The 17,003-nt window shown below is 62.4% G+C and carries 17 protein-coding genes, 1 tRNA gene and 1 pseudogene; 10 read left to right on the top strand and 9 right to left on the bottom strand.

The annotated features are described in order from the left end of the window. Nucleotides 1-43: 43 nt before the first annotated feature. Nucleotides 44-505 carry a hypothetical protein gene (locus tag P1M51_RS06360; RefSeq protein ID WP_276247344.1) on the top strand — a complete coding sequence of 154 codons (462 nt, stop codon included), beginning with the start codon at nucleotides 44-46 and terminating at the stop codon, nucleotides 503-505. 7 nt (nucleotides 506-512) lie between these two features. Here P1M51_RS06360 and P1M51_RS06355 read toward each other — a convergent pair whose 3' ends face one another. Together P1M51_RS06355 and P1M51_RS06350 are read right to left on the bottom strand one after the other, a co-directional pair. After that, complete coding sequence (locus tag P1M51_RS06355; RefSeq protein ID WP_276247343.1) at nucleotides 513-743, bottom strand: DUF5795 family protein; 231 nt, start codon at nucleotides 741-743, stop codon at nucleotides 513-515. Between the two features lie 44 nt (nucleotides 744-787). Further along, the gene (locus P1M51_RS06350; protein WP_276274897.1) at nucleotides 788-1,711 is read right to left on the bottom strand and encodes a DUF5794 domain-containing protein; all 924 of its coding nucleotides are present in this window, start codon (nucleotides 1,709-1,711) and stop codon (nucleotides 788-790) included. Nucleotides 1,712-2,184: 473 nt separating this feature from the next. Between P1M51_RS06350 and guaB the strand changes: the two genes are divergently transcribed. After that, the gene (gene guaB, locus P1M51_RS06345; RefSeq protein ID WP_276247341.1) at nucleotides 2,185-3,678 is read left to right on the top strand and encodes an IMP dehydrogenase; all 1,494 of its coding nucleotides are present in this window, start codon (nucleotides 2,185-2,187) and stop codon (nucleotides 3,676-3,678) included. A 69-nt stretch (nucleotides 3,679-3,747) separates the two neighbouring features. Here the strand turns inward: guaB and P1M51_RS06340 are convergent, their stop codons facing one another. After that, the gene (locus P1M51_RS06340; protein ID WP_276247340.1) at nucleotides 3,748-4,284 is read right to left on the bottom strand and encodes a GNAT family N-acetyltransferase; all 537 of its coding nucleotides are present in this window, start codon (nucleotides 4,282-4,284) and stop codon (nucleotides 3,748-3,750) included. A 111-nt stretch (nucleotides 4,285-4,395) separates the two neighbouring features. On the opposite strand from P1M51_RS06340, the pseudogene P1M51_RS20110 reads away from it, so the two are divergent. From P1M51_RS20110 to P1M51_RS06325, 4 genes and pseudogenes are all read left to right on the top strand, one after another. Continuing rightward, nucleotides 4,396-4,563 (top strand): annotated as a pseudogene (locus P1M51_RS20110) (RAD55 family ATPase); the annotation flags it as partial. Between the two features lie 133 nt (nucleotides 4,564-4,696). Beyond that, the gene (locus P1M51_RS06335) at nucleotides 4,697-5,848 is read left to right on the top strand and encodes an ATPase domain-containing protein (protein WP_276274896.1); all 1,152 of its coding nucleotides are present in this window, start codon (nucleotides 4,697-4,699) and stop codon (nucleotides 5,846-5,848) included. 114 nt (nucleotides 5,849-5,962) lie between these two features. Further along, entirely contained in the window at nucleotides 5,963-6,715 is a 753-nt protein-coding gene (nucS, locus tag P1M51_RS06330) for an endonuclease NucS (protein WP_276247338.1), read from the top strand. A 61-nt stretch (nucleotides 6,716-6,776) separates the two neighbouring features. After that, the gene (locus P1M51_RS06325) at nucleotides 6,777-7,295 is read left to right on the top strand and encodes a hypothetical protein (protein ID WP_276247337.1); all 519 of its coding nucleotides are present in this window, start codon (nucleotides 6,777-6,779) and stop codon (nucleotides 7,293-7,295) included. A 427-nt stretch (nucleotides 7,296-7,722) separates the two neighbouring features. Here P1M51_RS06325 and P1M51_RS06320 read toward each other — a convergent pair whose 3' ends face one another. Then, nucleotides 7,723-8,160 carry a hypothetical protein gene (locus P1M51_RS06320; RefSeq protein ID WP_276274895.1) on the bottom strand — a complete coding sequence of 146 codons (438 nt, stop codon included), beginning with the start codon at nucleotides 8,158-8,160 and terminating at the stop codon, nucleotides 7,723-7,725. Nucleotides 8,161-8,362: 202 nt separating this feature from the next. On the opposite strand from P1M51_RS06320, the gene P1M51_RS06315 reads away from it, so the two are divergent. The 3 genes from P1M51_RS06315 to P1M51_RS06305 all read left to right on the top strand — a co-directional run bounded on the left by P1M51_RS06315 (nucleotide 8,363) and on the right by P1M51_RS06305 (nucleotide 12,519). Further along, on the top strand, nucleotides 8,363-9,070 hold the full coding sequence (locus P1M51_RS06315) for a universal stress protein (RefSeq protein ID WP_276274894.1): 708 nt from the start codon (nucleotides 8,363-8,365) through the stop codon (nucleotides 9,068-9,070). Between the two features lie 42 nt (nucleotides 9,071-9,112). Next, nucleotides 9,113-11,290: an amino acid permease gene (locus P1M51_RS06310; protein ID WP_276274893.1), complete on the top strand. Its 2,178-nt coding sequence runs from the start codon at nucleotides 9,113-9,115 to the stop codon at nucleotides 11,288-11,290. A 164-nt stretch (nucleotides 11,291-11,454) separates the two neighbouring features. After that, entirely contained in the window at nucleotides 11,455-12,519 is a 1,065-nt protein-coding gene (locus P1M51_RS06305) for a phosphotransferase family protein (RefSeq protein WP_276247333.1), read from the top strand. A gap of 176 nt (nucleotides 12,520-12,695) precedes the next feature. Here P1M51_RS06305 and P1M51_RS06300 read toward each other — a convergent pair. Beyond that, nucleotides 12,696-12,769, bottom strand: a tRNA-Lys gene (locus tag P1M51_RS06300). Nucleotides 12,770-13,024: 255 nt separating this feature from the next. Between P1M51_RS06300 and P1M51_RS06295 the strand changes: the two genes are divergently transcribed. Further along, nucleotides 13,025-14,482: a DHH family phosphoesterase gene (locus tag P1M51_RS06295; RefSeq protein WP_276247332.1), complete on the top strand. Its 1,458-nt coding sequence runs from the start codon at nucleotides 13,025-13,027 to the stop codon at nucleotides 14,480-14,482. Here P1M51_RS06295 and P1M51_RS06290 read toward each other — a convergent pair. The 4 genes from P1M51_RS06290 to P1M51_RS06275 all read right to left on the bottom strand — a co-directional run bounded on the left by P1M51_RS06290 (nucleotide 14,479) and on the right by P1M51_RS06275 (nucleotide 16,866). After that, the gene (locus tag P1M51_RS06290) at nucleotides 14,479-14,769 is read right to left on the bottom strand and encodes a PRC-barrel domain-containing protein (protein ID WP_276247331.1); all 291 of its coding nucleotides are present in this window, start codon (nucleotides 14,767-14,769) and stop codon (nucleotides 14,479-14,481) included. The genes P1M51_RS06295 and P1M51_RS06290 overlap by 4 nt on opposite strands. A gap of 84 nt (nucleotides 14,770-14,853) precedes the next feature. Next, nucleotides 14,854-15,972, bottom strand: a complete 1,119-nt coding sequence (locus tag P1M51_RS06285) for a pyridoxal phosphate-dependent aminotransferase (RefSeq protein ID WP_276247330.1) — start codon at nucleotides 15,970-15,972, stop codon at nucleotides 14,854-14,856. A gap of 366 nt (nucleotides 15,973-16,338) precedes the next feature. Then, nucleotides 16,339-16,644, bottom strand: coding sequence for a divalent-cation tolerance protein CutA (gene cutA / locus P1M51_RS06280; protein ID WP_276247329.1), 306 nt, complete (start codon nucleotides 16,642-16,644; stop codon nucleotides 16,339-16,341). 39 nt (nucleotides 16,645-16,683) lie between these two features. Continuing rightward, nucleotides 16,684-16,866, bottom strand: coding sequence for an HEWD family protein (locus P1M51_RS06275; RefSeq protein ID WP_276247328.1), 183 nt, complete (start codon nucleotides 16,864-16,866; stop codon nucleotides 16,684-16,686). Nucleotides 16,867-17,003 lie beyond the last annotated feature (137 nt).

Below are 17,003 nucleotides of genomic sequence, written 5' to 3'. Positions count from 1 at the left end.
AATCTGCGGATGATATTTCACTCCGCGGTTGCTATCGCCTCCAATGCCCGACTACCGTGCCATCGGCCTCGGGGCGCTCGCACAGACGAGTTATCTCGGAGTGCTCTACGCCGCCTGGCCGCTCCGTGGGCAACTTCTCCAGAGCCTCGTGCTCGTGGCGCTCACGGGCGTTATCGGGGGGGTCATCGCCGGGCGGTTGGCCGGCGAACACGGGTTCGACCGGACGAGCCACGGCTTCGCGAGCGGCCTCTGTGGCGGGGCCGTCTTCGCGCTCACCTTCTATCTGCTCAAGACGACGCCTGGACTCATCGAGGGAGCCTACTGGAGCGTCGGGTACGTCATGGCGACGACAGTCCCGTTTCCGGAACTCATGTTGCGCGACGGGGGGCTGTGGCTCGTCGTCGGCTGGAGCGTCTTCGGCGGGGTGACCATCGCGCTGGTCGGCCTCGTGGCGGGGTATCTCGCGCCGCCGGCGGACCAGGAGTTAGTGTTTATCGAGGAGTAGCGCCGGTTCAGTCGTCGCGGTCGTCTGCCGCCCAGTCGCAGTCCTGGCACTTCCAGCCCGTAACGAACTCCATGACGGAGGGCATGTAGCCCACTTCGAGGACGTTGCCGCCGCAGTCGGGGCACTCGCGGTCTGCGTCGCGAATCGGTTCTGCGTCCATGACGTCGTCGCCTTCGATGAGTGCGGCGAGTCGTTTGGGCGTGACCATGCGACCCTGCACGACACGATTATCAGCCATAGAAAAGCGGTGGGGCGCGTGCCCCTAAGTGTTAGCGCTCTCGGTCAGAGCCACGGAGCCCGGTTTTCGGATTCGCCGGGATAGCCGTAGGCCCCCGAGTCGTCTTCGTCGTCGCCGCCGTCGGTGACCGCCTGCGAGTGGACAGGCTGTGGACGGGTGGCGGTCGGTTCGGGTGCTGGCTCCGGTTCCGTTTCCGGTGGCGCGGTGGTCTTGGTGCGCTTTGGAATCGTCGCGTTGTCCGGGTCGAACGCGAGGATGGTCGCGATGCCGAGGACAGCGAGCGCGATTGGTGCGTCGGATGGGACGCCGGGCACGTGCAGGATGGAGAGTGGTAGCATCCCGAGGGCGACGGCGCTCCCGAAGCGGAAGCGGTCGATGTCCACGACGCCGCGCAGCCACGGGCCGAGCAGCGCGATGGAGAGCGCAAATCCGACGCCGACGCCGGCGGCGGCCGCGGCCCGGACGATGAGGTCCGGGTTCAGCGCGAGCGCGAACTCGAACCCGGAGACGTTGAGGCTGGCGAGGAGGCCGAGGCCGATGATGACCCCCGGCCGTGGCAGGTACTCGCCGATGGTGGCACTCGCCGTCTTCGCCGCGATGGCGAGGATGACGAGCGCGGCGAAGCGCTCGAAGGTGTCGAGCATGAGTACGCTCTTGATGGTCGGTGCGAGAGCTGCTTCGAGGGCAGCCAGTGCGATGAGCGGAATCCCGACGATGAGAATCGTCTGTGCCTGTTCACGCGGGGTTCCGTCCATTTCTGCGAGGATGACCGCGACGGTCGCAGAGCCACCGAAGACGAGCAAACCGACTTCGAGGATGCCCGTCACACTGTCGAGTGCTCCCGCGAGCACGAGTGCAGGAAAGATACCATCGATGAGCGGCAGCGCCATCACCGTGACGAGTAACTTGGCTGCGCCGCCCACCTGCCGCTCTAACCGTAGTGCGATTGGGTGTTGGGAACTACTCATTTCGGACTACTGGTGGCCGTCACCATAGGCCAAACGGCGATATGAAGGACGATACCGGCGATCAACGCTGTCGCGTTTTCGCCAGAGTCCAACCGATGGGAATCCTGCCAGTGTAAAAATGGATTTCATCGCATTAATGAGTGTAAAGGTGCCGGAACTGTCGTTGTTCTGACCGGCCGTACTCCGTGCGATGGGACTGGCAGCGTCCATACGCTACCCACAATCGTGATAGTCATAAATATTGTGTGAGAGATGGTTCCACGCCGCTCGAAAATCGAACGTGAGACGTTCTCAAGATAGTCAAACCCACGCGTTCTCGGAGAATTAGTGGACGTTCGTCTATCTGTTGGCGTAAACTCCGTTCCGTTGCCCGAGCGGTTTATCAAAGGCTGTGCGGTGTCGGCGTCGTGGGTAGGGGCCGCATGGAGGGTAAATCTCGCAACGCTTTTGAGGGACGATTGCTGACGATTTATATGGCGAACGACGTTCCCGAAGACGAACCTTTCTCCCAGAAGTTACGCGTCCCAGAGGCGCTCACGTTCGACGACGTCCTGCTTAGACCCAAAGAGAGTCGGGTCGAACCTGACGACGCGGACGTGGCAACGCACGTATCGAAGAACGTCACCCTCAACGTACCCGTGCTCTCCGCGGCGATGGACACGGTCACCGAAAGCGACCTCGCGACGGCGATGGCGCGACAGGGTGGCATCGGCGTCCTCCACCGAAACATGGACGTCGAGACGATGGTCGAGGAGATACACCGCGTCAAGGCCGCAGACGACCTCATCATCCGCGAAGTCGTCACGGCGAATCCCGACATGACCATCCGCTCCGTCGACCAGCTCATGGAACAGCGCGGAGTCAGTGGCGCACCGGTCGTAGACGACGAGAACTGTGTGCTCGGCATCATCAGCGCGACGGACGTCCGCCCGTACCTCGAAGTCGGTGAGGGCGACGAGGTCCGCGAGGCGATGACCGACGAGGTCATCACCGCCACGGAGGCCGTCACCGCACGCGAGGCGCTCGAACTCATGTACGAGCACAAAATCGAGCGCGTCCCAATCGTGGACGACGACAACAAACTCATCGGCCTCGTGACGATGCAGGGCATCCTCCAGCGTCGTGAGTACGACAACGCCGCCCGAGACGAGACCGGCAGCCTCGTCGTCGGCGTGGCCGTCGGCCCGTTCGAACTCGACCGCGCAGCGGCCGCAGACGAGGCCGGCGCGGACGTGCTCTTCATCGACTGCGCACACGCGCACAACCTGAACGTCATCGACAGCGCCCGCGAGATTCAGGAGTCCGTATCGGCGGACGTCGTCGTCGGGAACATCGGTACCCGAGAGGCCGCGGAGGCCATCGTCGACTTCGCAGATGGCATCAAGGTCGGCATCGGCCCTGGCAGTATCTGTACGACCCGCGTCGTCACGGGTGCGGGAATGCCACAGATTACGGCCATCGCGCAGGTCGCAGACGTCGCCGCACCCGAGGGCGTCCCCGTCATCGCAGACGGCGGGATTCGCTACTCTGGTGACGCCATCAAGGCGCTCGCCGCAGGCGCAGACGCCGTCATGCTCGGGTCGTATTTCGCCGGGACCGACGAGGCTCCGGGCCGCGTCATCACGATGAACGGCAAGAAGTACAAGCAGTACCGCGGCATGGGCAGCGTCGGCGCGATGCGCTCTGGTGGCGGCGACCGCTATCTGAAGGGCGAACCTGAGGGTGAAGACGAATACGTCCCCGAAGGTGTCGAGGCGGCGACGCCGTACAAGGGTAGTCTCGCGAGCGAACTCCACCAACTCGTCGGCGGCATGAAAAGCGGGATGGGCTACGTTGGAGCCTCCACGATTCCGGAGTTCAAAGAACGCGCCGAATTCGTCCGTATCTCCTCGGCCGGACAGACCGAGGGCCACCCACACGACGTGATGATTACGGACGAAGCGCCAAACTACAGCCCACAGCAGTAACCCACACCGGGAACGTTCTTTCGACGCCGGACGAGGAGTTGCGACGCGAAGACAAGACGACTCGCTGACTCAGCGTCCGGCTCGCCACTCGTCTTCGAGCAGACCGAAGTAGTGGGTGTCGTGGTACGCGCCGTTTACGAACACGTCCTCGCGGTGAACACCCTCCTCGGTGAACCCGAGCCGTTTGAGTAGGCCCATCGACGCTTCGTTGAACGAAAACACGGCGGCCTGAATGCGGTGCATCCGCAGCTGCTCGAAGACGTATTCGACGGTCAGTTCGACTGCGGCCTTCGCATAACCCTCCCCCTGATAGTCGGGGACGAGCCAGTAGGCGAGTTCCGCCTGTCCTGTCTCTCGGTCGATGGGGTCGAGTTCGACGACGCCCACGCGCCGGTCGTTGCTCACGATGAGCAGTTGGACGATGCTCGTGTCCGTACTCATCTCCTCGAAGTACTGGCGTTCCTGATAGCCGTTGGTTGGGAGTTGCTGGCCCACTGGCACGCGCACTGACGGATGGTTTACGTTGTCGCGCAGGAACTCCAGGTCGTCTTCCTCTACGGTTGCGAGCGAGACGCGTTTCCCTTCGAGGACGATAGCCCCTGGCATGCATCGAAGCACTCCGCCGTGGGTCAAAAAGCTTCGTTGCTACAGCAATTTTCCAACAATCGTGAGTGTCACAATAGCTAACATTATGCTACGCCGGGGTAATTGTTGGCCATGCTTGTTTCTATCGGTGATGTCGAGTTAGACAGGGCGCTGGGCGGGGGAATTCCAGAGAATCGAGCGGTGTTGCTCACCGGCGAACCCGGTGTCGGCAAGAGCACGCTCGCGATGCAGTACCTCCAGACAGGGCTCCGAGATGGAGAACAGTGTGTCTACGTCAGCACCGAGCAGACGTTAGACGAAATCGCGGATTCGTTCGCACCGTTCGAATTCGACCTCGACCACGAGGGATTGACCATCGGAACACTCCACACCCAACCTGGGGGGCACCATCGAGAACGCAGACGCGTTACGGTTGACGACGCTCGCCGGAGAGAACGTCACGGAGGGAATTCCCGTGCCGTTCGAAAACGCTCACGTCGCGAACTATCTCCGCGACTTTGGTCCTGCAGACCGTGTCGCCTTCGACTCGATAACCGCACTTCGGCCGATTATCGACGGCGACGCGCTGTTCTCACGGGCGGTTCTCGACCTCATTCACCTCTTTACAAACGAGTTCGAGGCGACGACGCTGTTGACCGCAGAGCGCAATCCAGAGAACACGGACCTCGGCATCCAGTACAAGACCCACGGCGTCATTTCGCTGTGGCGAGATATGGTCGGCGGCGAAGACCACCTGTTCACGAAAATCAACAAACTGCGCGGGGTGGACCACGACCGGCGAACGTTCGCGACTGAGTTCACTTCTACAGGTTTGCGTACCATCCCACGTCTCGAAACCGTCGCGAACACTTACCTCGACATCGACCTGCTCTCGACCGGAGTCATCGGCCTCGACGACCTCACCGGCGGCGGCGTGCCAAAAGGCGGCGTGAATCTACTCAAAACGGACGGCCTCGCGACCATCCGGTCGTTTCTCGCGAATCTCCAGACGCAAGCGGTCGAGGAGGGCTATGCAGTCGCGGTCATCCCGCCGCTCGAACTGGACGTCGACCGTCTGTGTTCCCTGTTCGACCGACAAATCGGCGACGTAGACACGTTACTGGCAGAAGACCGCCTGTTCATCCTGGACATGATTAGCGAACGCGATCCCATCCACGAGAATCACCTCGTCTACCAGGACGGTGAGTACGAACCCACGGAAGCAATCCAGGAGATCTTCGACCGAAAGGGGTATCGACCGCTGTTCGCGACCGTTCACGCTCACTCGTTTTTCGAATCGATTGGCGAGCAGGAACTCAGGAATCTGCGAACGTGGTCGCAGGCGAACCTCATCAGCGAACAGGACGTCATCTCGTACGTGATGAACCCCCGACTCGTCTCAGACCAGTTCGTCGCCTACCTCGAAGACACCTCCCGTCAGGTGATCTCTACGTACCTCAAAGATGGCCTCCAGTACATCGAACTGGAGAAGTCCCCAAGTGGGTACCTCGGGAGCACGCGCCTCGTCGAGTACCTCGACCACTACCCCTTCGTCCGCGTACAGTCGACGAGAAACAGCTTTTAGCGGAGCCTGTCGAGTCAACGTGTCGAACTCAGCAGCGCACCGCCGGTCGGGACATTCTACGCACGGTGGAATCTCCACCCTTAATGACTGTCCGGCAGCGTAGATGCGAGACGAATGCCCATCTCGCAACTCGAATCTCCAGACGCGGCGGCGGTGGTCGACGCCGCGAAGGCGGCCGCCCGCGACGGGTCGATGCTCACCGTTCAGGCACGCTGCGAAGTCACCTACGAGGGGCGGACGAGCGGCTCTCTGGCCGCTGGCGACCGCATTCTCGTCGCCAAGCCGGACGGGACGTTTCTCGTTCACCAGCCAACCGGCCACAAGCCGGTAAACTGGATGCCCGGCGGCGGCAGCGTCTCCGCGCGCCTCAGCGACGGTGACGCGGTCCTCCTCGCCCGGCGGACGAACCCGAGCGAACGCGTCGAAGTCAGAATCGAGGAGGCCTACGGACTCACCCGCTTCGATGCCGTAGACGGCGCGACCTACGAGGAGTCGGGCACGGAAGCAGAGATGCACGAGTTCATCAAATCGAACCCGGACGTGCTTGGCGACAACATCCGCATCGTCGAACACGAACGCGAGTCGAAGTACGGGTTTATCGACTTCTACGCTGTAGACGACGCGGGTGTCCCCGTCGTCATCGAGGTGAAACGGATTCAGGCGACGCTCAACCACTTCGACCAGCTCCAGCGGTACGTCTCGCTCTACGAAGAGACCAACGAGAACGTCCGCGGGATGCTCGTCGCACCTTCGGCCTCGACGCGCGTGAAACGCGCCCTCCACGACAACGGCCTAGAGTTCGTCGCGCTCTCGGAGTTTGGTCGTGACGCAAAAGGGGCGACGGAGGCGAAGCTGACCGACTTTTAACGGGGACCGTGGGGAGCGTTAGGCAGGGTATACTTATGCGAATTCCTCGTGAAATGCTGACATGAACATCGCCCTTCAGCTACTCGCACGGCGACCGCTCTGGGTGACGGTCACGTTCGCCGTACTGTGTCTGGTCACCATCGCGACGGCCGTTCCGGGATACGCGCTCGGGGGAGAGCACGTACAGGCAGCGGTTTACGCGCTCGCTCTCGGACCGGCAATCGTCGCACTCGGCGTCTTCTACGCCTTTTCGAGACCGGGTGACCAGACGTGGTTTGCCGTCGTGGCCACCGTCAGCCTCGCCGCCTCGATATTCGGCCTCTTCGCCGGGTTTCTGTTCGTCCTCGGGACCACCGGGCCGTACGTCCAACCCGGTATCGCTGGACCGAACGACGTCTACCTTCTCGCGGACAACGCCGTGCAATTTCTCTTCCCGACGGCCGTCCTGTCGTTCGGGGCGTTCCTCTCTACTCGTGTTCGGCGGCCCGGACGACGGCTGGTCGTACTCTTTTTGACCGGCTTCAGCACCGTCCCCGCCATCGTCTTCGCTGCCATCTTCGTCTCTCGATACCTGCTGTGAAGTACCACGGGTCGGGTGACCCGTGGCGTCCGTGTCTACGTCTGCACCGCCACGGCAACGGACTTTAATTCCCCTCGCACTCGGACGTGCGTCCTCGTGTCTTCGAGAGTAACACCCGAACCACTGCGTGGTCCGTGAGGGTCGGTCGCTCCACCACGACCCGACAGTACCCGTCTTACCAGTCTCGTTGAATGGGTTTTGAGAGGTACCGCATTCTCAGTATCGCAACGTGATGGCGGTGCGTAAAAGGTCTTTTTACGCGGTTTGGTAGTAGTCGCCATCACTATCACCCTATTCGACTTGATTGTTTGTGAAACTATGGGTCGGCATTCACCCACGGGTCCGGTGACCCGTGGTATTCTGCCTCGAACCGTGTAGACTCGCGAAATTTGGCGTCGATGCTGCCCATCGAACGAAAAAACGAGTGTTAGCGTCCGGGCAGTGCTTCTGCGTCGTACCTGGACAACTCTGTTTCCTCGAACTTCGGCGTTCGGTCCGCGGTTCGGAGCGTGTGTACCTGTCCATCCCACTCGTAAACCTGTGCCCGGTCGTGAATCCCAACCCTGTTGAACGTCTTTCGGGAGACGATGCCACCGAGGTGGTCACCCTCGAGCGTCTCGCCGCCCTGAATCTCAAGGCGGTAGCTGACGTTCCAGAAATCAGCCTGTAGCTTGTCGTGGAGGGCCTGGGAGACGCTGAACGATGCCGGCGGTTCGTATGCGTCGTCGTACTGGTAGGGAACCTCAACGTACTGCTTCTCGGTGGTCCCGAGAGTCTGGTGGGCCAATCCAGTGCGTACCCGGTCGTTTGGTGGTCCGTAGGCGACGTCGATGGCTTTCTGCCAGACGGGTCCCCACGAAGCCACGTGGTCGAATCCGAGCACTCACGACCGACCCACTCAGAACCGAAGCACCTACGAGAACCAAACGGCGTGAAGGCAGTAGCGGTTCTACATACATTGTTGGTTAGATTCTTGTGTTCGGGCAGTTCGCCCGTGAAATCACGCTCCCTGCCGTGCTGTCGCCACGATGAATTGATACCAGTTGTATGCGAATAGATACCATACGATGGTTCTGTCCCGTGACCTGACGATTCTGGTGCCGGTCGATATCTCCGCCTCGGAGACGCCGTCGCTCTCGATTCTCGACCTGCTCGGCCCGATCGACGTGGTCCTGCTCGGCTACTTCCCGGTGCCGAGCCAGGCCGAACCCGCACTCATCAAAGACGAGTACGGGGCGGAATCGACGCGCCGTCTCGCGGACATTGTCGCTGGCAGGCAGCGCGTAACCGACGTGCTCGTGTTTACCCACGACCGTACCGCGACCATCGACCGAATCGCCGACGAGTACGACTGCGACGCGGTGCTTGCCGGCGGTGACACGACTGCTATCGGCCGCATCCTGGTTCCGCTGCGCGGCGACGTTAACCTCGAACGAATCGTCTCGGTAGTTGCAGACCTCCTGCTCGCGAGCGAGGCGACGGTCACGCTCTTTCACGCAATCCCAGAAGACACAGACCCAAGTCAGGGCGAGTTCTTGCTCCGGGGGGCGAGCGACCGAATCGCCGATTTCGGGGTGGAAACCGACCGAATACACCGACGGCTGTCTGAGGGCGGCGACCCCGTGGCCGAAATCATCGCGCTCGGGAGCGAGTTCGACCTCGTCATCCTGGGCGAGACAGAACCCTCGCTTCGCGAGCGCATCATCGGTGACGTGCCCTCACGGATTATCGAGGACATCGAGATTCCAGCGCTCATCGTCCGGGACGTGGCCTGATGGCGACACAGACGCCCGTCACGCGGAGGGCGTGGAGGGGCCATGACTGACGGCAGCGGCGAGTTAGAACGGACACTTGGCTTCCTCGAGGCCATGACCCTCGGCGGGGGCACGATGATTGGCGCAGGCATCTTCATCCTGCCGGGCATTGCCGCCGAACTTGCTGGGCCGGCGAGTGCCGTCTCGTACGCCATCGCCGGTTTCGTCGCCCTGCTCGCCGCACTCTCGCTCTCGGAGTTGGCGACCGGCATGCCGATTGCGGGCGGCAGTTATCACTACGTCAACCGTGCGCTCGGGAGCCTGTTCGGCGCAATCGTCGGCTGGGGGATGTGGACCGGCCTGATGTTCGCGAGTGCCTTTTACATGGTCGGCTTCGGCCAGTACATCGTCGCACCACTGCCAGGCATTGATGGGCGTGTTTTCGTCATCGCGCTCGGCCTCCTCGGCTTGCTGTTTCTCATCGGCGTCAACTACTACGGCACCGAAGAGTCGAGCTCTCTCCAGAACCTCATGATTGGCGCCGAGACGGCGGTCATCGTGGTCTTCGTCGCCGTCGGCATCTTTTTTATCGACCCGGTGAACCTGGAACCATTCGCTCCCACCGGACCGAGCGGCATCATTGCGACCACTGGCGTCGTGTTCATCTCGTTTCTCGGCTTCGAAATCATCGCTACCGTGGCGGGCGAAATCAAGAATCCGAGTCGCACGATTCCCTTGTCGATGCTCCTCTCTGTCGTTCTCGTGACCATCCTCTACGTGCTCGTCATGCTCGTGAGCACCGGCGTGGTTCCCTACGAAACACTGCGAGACTCTCCGATTCCCGTCTCCGACGTGGCTGCCGTCTACCTCGGTGTCGCCGGCGTCTTCGGCATCGTCTTCGCGGCCGTCATCGCCGCCATCTCGAGTTCGAACTCCTCGATTCTCGCTGCCTCCCGCGTCGTCTACGCCATGGGCCGCGACGGCCTCGTCACCGAGTGGCTGAACGTGAGCCACGACCGATTCCGCACGCCACACCGGGCCATCGTCGCGACTGGCGTCCTCACCGCCGGGTTGATTCTGCTCGGCCTCCGCGTCGAAGCCATCATTGCCCTCCTCGCGGAAGCGGCAAGTTTCAGTTTCCTCGTCTCCTACTCGCTCGTCCACCTCTCGCTCATCGTGTTTCGACGGGCCGACCCGGACGAGTACGACCCCTCGTTCAGGCTTCCGTTCCCGGTGTACCCGGTCGTCCCCATCCTCGGAGTGGTTCTCGCCGCCGTCGTCGTTTCGCAGATGGCCCCCGTCATCATTCTCATCGGCTCTGGAATCATCCTCCTCGGCATAATGTGGTACTTCGCCTACGCGCGGGGGCGCGTCGTGGGCGAGGGACTGCTCCGTGAGGCGATCCGGACGGTCCCCGCGTCCGTGTATCGCGTCGTCGTTCCCGTGGCAAACCCCGAGACGCAGGGCGGACTTCTCAGGCTCGCCGCAGCGAGTGCCCACGCGAACGACGACCATGGCGAGCCGGAACTGGTCGCCGTGAACGTCATCGAAGACGACCCATCCCCGCTCCAGAACGTCGAAGCCGACCGGGTGGACCACCAACGAGAGTTGCTCGAAGCGGCCCACGACATCGCCACAGCGATGAACGTTCACCTGCGGACGCGGGCTATCGTCGCCCCGGACACCGCCGTCGAAATTCTCGACGTGCTCAGCGCGGAAGCCGCGGCGCAGGTGCTCCTCGGCTGGGACGGGACGCTCGACGACGGCCAGTTCGTCTTCGGCCCCGTCCTCGACCCGATTGTCACTGACGCACCCTGCGACGTGTCGCTCGTTACGCTCAGAGACGGGCATATTGGACGACCCGTCGCACTCGTCGCACCCGGCCCGAACGCGCCGGTCATCGCCCGCCGTGCAGCCGAGTTCGCGACTCTCAGCGGGACGAAGCCGACGCTGCTCACTGTCCGCCCGCCTCGCGGCGACCCTGCATCGGCCGAGCGCCGTGGCCGGGCCGCCATCGACGATATCGCGGCACAGGCGGGGCTCGAACCGGACGAGTACGACGCGTCCGTCGTCGTTTCAGATGACATCGACGCGGCGATTCTCGATGCCATCGCTGACTTCGAAACGGTCTGCGTGGGCCTCTCACAGCGAACCGACGGCGCACGAATCGTTTACGGGGTGATTACCGAGCAGGTCGTCAGCCACGCCTCGGGAAACGTGGCCATGATTCGCGGGTCGTAGATCGTTTCGCGCTCGTTTTCGCGGGCATACCCAGGCGTTGCCTCGGTTTCGTATAAAAACTTCAGTGCCGACCATGCGAACGAACCGGGGCCTCCGTGACCGAATCCGTCGACTCACCGCGTTCGTTCCGAAAGTTATCTACTTGACAACAAGTTATCTCACGCATGGACGACGTCCCCGACGCCCGCGACGTTTCCGACGCGACGCTCGCGGAGATGGTTCACGCCGCGATGTCGGGGGTGGAATTCGAGACCGCGACGCCTGCCGAACGGGGTTTCTGCTCGGTCTATCGGGCCACTATCTCGCAGAACGAGACGGAGCGAGTCGCGTACGTGAAAATCTCACCCGACGGGCAGACGTGGGGCATCCCGACCGAAGCCCGAATTCAGGCGCTGCTCACGTCGCACACGTCGATTCCCGTCCCCGAAGTGCTGTGGGCCACGGACGACCACGACACCTTCCCGACCCCGTACTTCTTCATGCGCCCCCTGCCCGGCGAAGACGTCGCCTACGAACACGTCACTCGGATGAGCGACGACGCCCTCCGACGACTGGCCCGCGAACTGGGTGCCTGCCTCGGGGAACTGCACTCGCTGCCCGCGGTCGATGGCTTCGGCCACGTTCGAGTCGGTGGCCCCGAGTTGACCAACGACCGCCCGAGCGGCGACCTCGACAGCCTCACCGTCGCCAACCCACGTTCTGACTGGCCGACGTACCTCCGCGAGCGCGTCGAGAGCGAACTCGACCGACACGCAGACTCTCGGTTCTCCGACCTGACGCCCGACCTCCAATCCCACTTCGACGCGGGCATCGACGCCCTTTCCGGGCCGTTCGACTCCGTTATCGGGCGCAACGACCACGGCCTGCACAACCTCCTCATCGACACGGAGACGGGCGCACTCACCGCGATGCTCGACTGGGCCTACACGCTCGCCGTCCCCGCCCCCTTCGACTTCGAGTTTGCCGTGTACCTGACCAGCGGAGCCTACCTCGCCGGACTCCCCGAGGTTTCGGACCGCCGGGCGTTGGTCCGAGACGCGATGCTCGCCGGGTACGAGTCTGCCGCACCCAGCGGCGTCGCAAAAGTTCGAGAACTGAACCCACTGTACGAGCTCCTCGCCATGGTCCGCATCATGAACGACTTTCGCCACCTCGCCCACCCCGACGAGTTCGAGGCGGACGTGATGGACTGGATTCGGGCCGATGTACGGGCGATTTTGGAGGAGTGAGAGGCCGGACGCGAGGCACACGCGCCGCGTGTGCCATCGAGGAGACGGAGTCTCCTCGGAATTTGAACTACGCCGAGACGGTCGGCTCGCTTCGCTCGCCGCTGCGACTCGACTAGTTCAAATCGCTTCGGTTCCGCACAGCAATCGCTCGCGGAGTTGCTCGCGATAGAATGTAGCGGGCCGGGCGCGATTTGAACACGCGACCGTCTGATTAAGAGTCAGACGCTCTGCCTAACTGAGCTACCGGCCCACGCAAATTCACCTTACGGCGGTTGATTAATATAGGTTGTGTTTCGAGTAGAGAGCGCCACGGCGTCCCATGACAGCGAGCCGGTTACTCAGCTGACGTGAACCGTTTTCGAGGGGGGTTATAACGGTTCGCCGACAGAGGGATTTACTCGGGGCGCGAACCGAGAATCAGAGTATTCTCGGGCGACGAAACCGTCACCTGTGAGCGACAAAAGGTGGGTATTATAAGTATCGTCCGCTGGATATTCCGATTACGATGAGTACAGGCATCACGATGGCTTCGATGTCGTCCTACGCGATTCTTGGCTGTGGTAGCGTCGGGCACGCCGTCGCCGAGGAGCTGGTGGGCGAGGGGAAAGAGGTCCTCATTCTCGATCAGGACCCCGGACGCGTAGAGGCCCTTCGCGACCAGGACCTGAACGCGAAGACGGCGGACATCCGCGAGGAGGACGTCATCGCAGACCTAGACCAGACGGACGTCATCCTGATTCTCTCTTCTGACGTCGCCGCGAATCGCGAGGCCGTAGAGAACATCCGCGAGCGCGGCGGGGAGCAATTTATCGTCGTCCGGGCATCTGACCCCGTTTCCGCTGACGAACTCACGAAGGCCGGCGCAGACGTGGTCATCAACCCGTCGTCGGTCATCGCCGATTCCGCCCTCCGCGCACTGGAAAGCGGTGAACTCGAATACAAGGCCGAACAACTGGCCGAGGTCATCGACGACACGCAGTCGAAGATGGCCATCATAACCCACGACAACCCGGGTCCGGACTCCATCGCGAGCGCGGTGGCGTTGCAGGCCATCGCTAGCGCCCGCGGCGTCGAGGCCGACATCCTCTACGACGGGGAAATCGGCCATCAGGAGAATCGCGCGTTCGTGAACCTCCTCGGCATCGACCTCGTCTCGCAGGACGACGTGAAACTCGACGATTACGACACCATCGCGCTCGTTGACCACGCAAAAGCCGCGGAGAACGCGGTTCAACTGAACGCGGACATCTTCATCGACCACTACGAACCGGACCCGGACTACGACGCGGCGTTCATGGACGTGCGCCCGAACGTCTCCTCTACGTCGACGATTCTCACGAAGTACGTCCAGGAATTCGACCTGAGCCTCGGCAAGGAGGTTGCCACGGCGTTGCTGTACGGCATTCGCGCAGAGACGCTCGACTTCAAGCGCGACACGACGCCCGCGGACCTGACGGCGGCGGCGTACCTCTATCCGTTCGCGGACCACGACACACTCGAACAGGTCGAATCGCCGTCGATGAGCCCCGAAACGCTCGACGTGCTCGCCGAAGCGATTCGCAACCGCGATGTGAAGGGGAGTCACCTCGTCTCGAATGCGGGATTCATCCGGGACCGCGATGCCCTCACGCAGGCCGCCCAGCACCTCCTGAACTTGGAGGGCATCACGACGACGGCCGTGTTCGCCCTTGACGACGATACCATCTATCTCGCAGCCCGGTCGAAGGACATTCGCCTCAACATCCGAAACGTCCTGCAGGACGCCTTCGGCGAACTCGGAGAGGCCACGGGCCACTCGACGGACGCGAGCGTAGCGATTCCACTCGGTATCTTCACGGGTATCGAGGCAACAGAGAGCAACCGGGATACGCTGCTCCAGCTCGTCGAAGAAGCGGTGCGCCGGAAGCTGTTCCAGGCGATGGGCGTCGAAAGTGGCAGCAGCGAAAGCGGAAACGGAAATTAAGCGGCGATTTCTTCGTCTTCTTCCGGCTGGCGCAGGCGCTCTACGATGTCGTTGATGAGCACTACGTCGCCGACGGCACGGACCCAGCGGTAGGGGATGATGACGCCCCGGTGGCCGTCGAGTTTGCTCCGGAACAGGTCGTTGTTGAGCTGGCTCAGCGCGAGCCCCGTGACGACCTCCTGGTCTAAGTCGAGTCGGATGTCCTCGATTTCGCCCACGAACACTCCGTTGTTGGAGTAAACTTCACGGCCGACAAGGCTCGTAATTTCTTGCGGCATTGCGTCCATATGTTCGAGGTCAGTCCACGGGGCCTTAACTCTTGGCTGAGCGTCTGACGCAGCGACGACGCCGGGGGCGTGTTCCAGCGCGAGTCAGAGGTCGTCGAGCAGCGACCCGAAGGCTGAAAGTCCGACTTCGACGTCCTCCGGAGCCCGCGAAGCGGCGAGTCTGAAGCCTTCGGGGACGCCAAAGAATCGGCCGGGAACGATGAGAATATCTGCCTCCCACGCCGCCTCGGCCAGTTCGTCGCCGTCGAGCGCCTCGTGTTGGAGGAGGCCGTAGGTACACCCCGGCTGAATCGTCCCTCGGAGGTCAGGTCGGTCGGCGACGAAGCTGCTGAGTTGTGCGTGGTTCGTCGCGAGGCGGGCGTGTGCCTGGTCCGCGAGCGTCTCTGCATTGTGGAACGCCCGACGCGCGAGGGCGACACTCGGCCCGGCAACTGCCGGGACGTACTGGCAGATGTGGCGGGCGCGTTCTATGAACGGTTCGTCCGCGATGAGCCAGCCGACCCGCAGTTCGCCGAGCCCGAAGAACTTCGTGACCGACCCCGTGACGACGGTGTGTTCGAGGCCCGCGGCCGTCACGCCGCCAAACGCCGCGTCGCCGACCGCGTCCTGGACGAACGACCCGTACACCTCATCTACGAGCAATCGGGCGTCGAACTCTCCACAGAGGCGAGCGACGTCCGCGAGGGATTCACGACTGCTCAGCACGCCGGACGGATTGTGTCGATTGGTGACGATCGCGAGGTCCGTCTCTTCGGTGAGCGCGGCTTCGACCCGCGCGGGGTCGAGCTGGAAGTCAGTCTCGTCGGTTCGGAGAAAGCGGTCGGTCTGGATGTCGAGGGCGGTTGGCATCGCTACCAGTGGCTCGTAACCCGGCTTCTCGACGAGGATGCGCTGGTCGCGAGCAGTCTCGTCGGCCGCTTCCTCGGGCGTTCCGTCTGCTGAGACCGTCGTCGCGACGGCGAGGAAGTTCGCATGCGAGGCCCCGGCGGTAAGGAGGACGCGCTCTGGTTCGACGCCGTAGGCAGCGGCAATCTGTGATTCGAGGGTGACGTCCTCGGGCGGGTCGTCGAGGCCAGAGAGGACAGCGGGTGTGACGCGGGTGTAAGACGGGTTGCTCGACCGCAGGTCACTCGACCCCAGGTCGTGGGTGACCTGTGCCGGTTTACCGGCAATCCAGTCGAGATACGAGATGACGGGGAACATACCTCACCTGTGTCACGGTTCAATGTTAGTTTTCCGTCGCTAGCGGGAGTTTCACTGCGCGAACATGTCGAACAGGGTCGATAATTGTTAATAAACAACGAAAACTCTTATATATTCCTGTTCACCCTGTGACCAGGTATGCAGGCAATGAAGTAAATAGGTACGCCAGCAAATGAACAGATGCCGGGTGCCTCTGACAAACCGGCAATGACCGGTATGGCAGCTTTGCCCGGGGCTGCCATACCCGGTTTCACTTTCGTCACAGAAACCGACCGTTACTCGCTTGTACCGGCGGTTCTGTGACAGGTGGGGTGGGACCTGGGGGCAGGCACGCCCCCGGGGCCGATATACTAACTCTCCCCGCCGCTATTTACTCACGACGTCGTCACGCCAGCGAGCGTACGCGTCGAGAATTCCGTCTTCGTCGAACCGCTCTATACACGGCACGTCGTAGGGATGGAGTTCCACGACCCGCGAGACGAGGTCGTCGTAGCGTGCGCCGGTCGTCTTCGCGAACATGACGACTTCGTCGTCCTCGTGAACCGTCCCCTCCCAGTGATACACCGACTGACAGGGCAACCGGTTTACGCACGCTGCGAGGCGCTCTTCGACCAGCACTCGGGCGATGTCTCCGGCCGCGTCGGGCGGCGCGGTGATGTACACGGTCGGCATCGAGATTTTTATTCGCGGGCACCAAAATGAGCGTTCGGGCTACGTGCCGAACGGATTGTACGTGCCGTTTATGTCCCACTCGTGGATGCAGTGGGCGTTTCCGGCCGCCTTCGTTCCGTCTACCGTCGCGATTCGCCAGTTCTCCGTCGCGTCGTCCCACACGTCGTGGCGACCGCACCGCTCGCAGGTGCGTTCGCGCGGGGGAACTATCGTTTCTGGCATGCGTGGTAACAGTCCACGAGACGTAATGAATCCCTCGCTGTCGTCCAGTCTGTCCGTCCCACCCCACCGAAAGCACAAAGTGACGTGCGGGTGACTCACATCCCATGCGACCACTGGTCCGACCGTTCGCCCACGAA

The organism is Haladaptatus sp. QDMS2, assembly GCF_029338295.1.
Classification (GTDB): Archaea; Halobacteriota; Halobacteria; order Halobacteriales; family Halococcaceae; genus QDMS2.
This window is presented reverse-complemented; position numbering and strand designations above follow the sequence as displayed.

Excerpts from the sequence above, each read along its gene's own strand:
- P1M51_RS06360 (WP_276247344.1), top strand. The coding sequence starts at position 44 with ATGCCCGACTACCGTGCCATCGGCCTCGGGGCGCTCGCACAGACGAGT.
- P1M51_RS06355 (WP_276247343.1), bottom strand. The coding sequence starts at position 743 with ATGGCTGATAATCGTGTCGTGCAGGGTCGCATGGTCACGCCCAAACGA.
- P1M51_RS06350 (WP_276274897.1), bottom strand. The coding sequence starts at position 1,711 with ATGAGTAGTTCCCAACACCCAATCGCACTACGGTTAGAGCGGCAGGTG.
- guaB (WP_276247341.1), top strand. The coding sequence starts at position 2,185 with ATGGCGAACGACGTTCCCGAAGACGAACCTTTCTCCCAGAAGTTACGC.
- P1M51_RS06340 (WP_276247340.1), bottom strand. The coding sequence starts at position 4,284 with ATGCCAGGGGCTATCGTCCTCGAAGGGAAACGCGTCTCGCTCGCAACC.
- nucS (WP_276247338.1), top strand. The coding sequence starts at position 5,963 with ATGCCCATCTCGCAACTCGAATCTCCAGACGCGGCGGCGGTGGTCGAC.
- P1M51_RS06325 (WP_276247337.1), top strand. The coding sequence starts at position 6,777 with ATGAACATCGCCCTTCAGCTACTCGCACGGCGACCGCTCTGGGTGACG.
- P1M51_RS06315 (WP_276274894.1), top strand. The coding sequence starts at position 8,363 with ATGGTTCTGTCCCGTGACCTGACGATTCTGGTGCCGGTCGATATCTCC.
- P1M51_RS06310 (WP_276274893.1), top strand. The coding sequence starts at position 9,113 with ATGACTGACGGCAGCGGCGAGTTAGAACGGACACTTGGCTTCCTCGAG.
- P1M51_RS06305 (WP_276247333.1), top strand. The coding sequence starts at position 11,455 with ATGGACGACGTCCCCGACGCCCGCGACGTTTCCGACGCGACGCTCGCG.
- P1M51_RS06295 (WP_276247332.1), top strand. The coding sequence starts at position 13,025 with ATGAGTACAGGCATCACGATGGCTTCGATGTCGTCCTACGCGATTCTT.
- P1M51_RS06290 (WP_276247331.1), bottom strand. The coding sequence starts at position 14,769 with ATGGACGCAATGCCGCAAGAAATTACGAGCCTTGTCGGCCGTGAAGTT.
- P1M51_RS06285 (WP_276247330.1), bottom strand. The coding sequence starts at position 15,972 with ATGTTCCCCGTCATCTCGTATCTCGACTGGATTGCCGGTAAACCGGCA.
- cutA (WP_276247329.1), bottom strand. The coding sequence starts at position 16,644 with ATGCCGACCGTGTACATCACCGCGCCGCCCGACGCGGCCGGAGACATC.
- P1M51_RS06275 (WP_276247328.1), bottom strand. The coding sequence starts at position 16,866 with ATGCCAGAAACGATAGTTCCCCCGCGCGAACGCACCTGCGAGCGGTGC.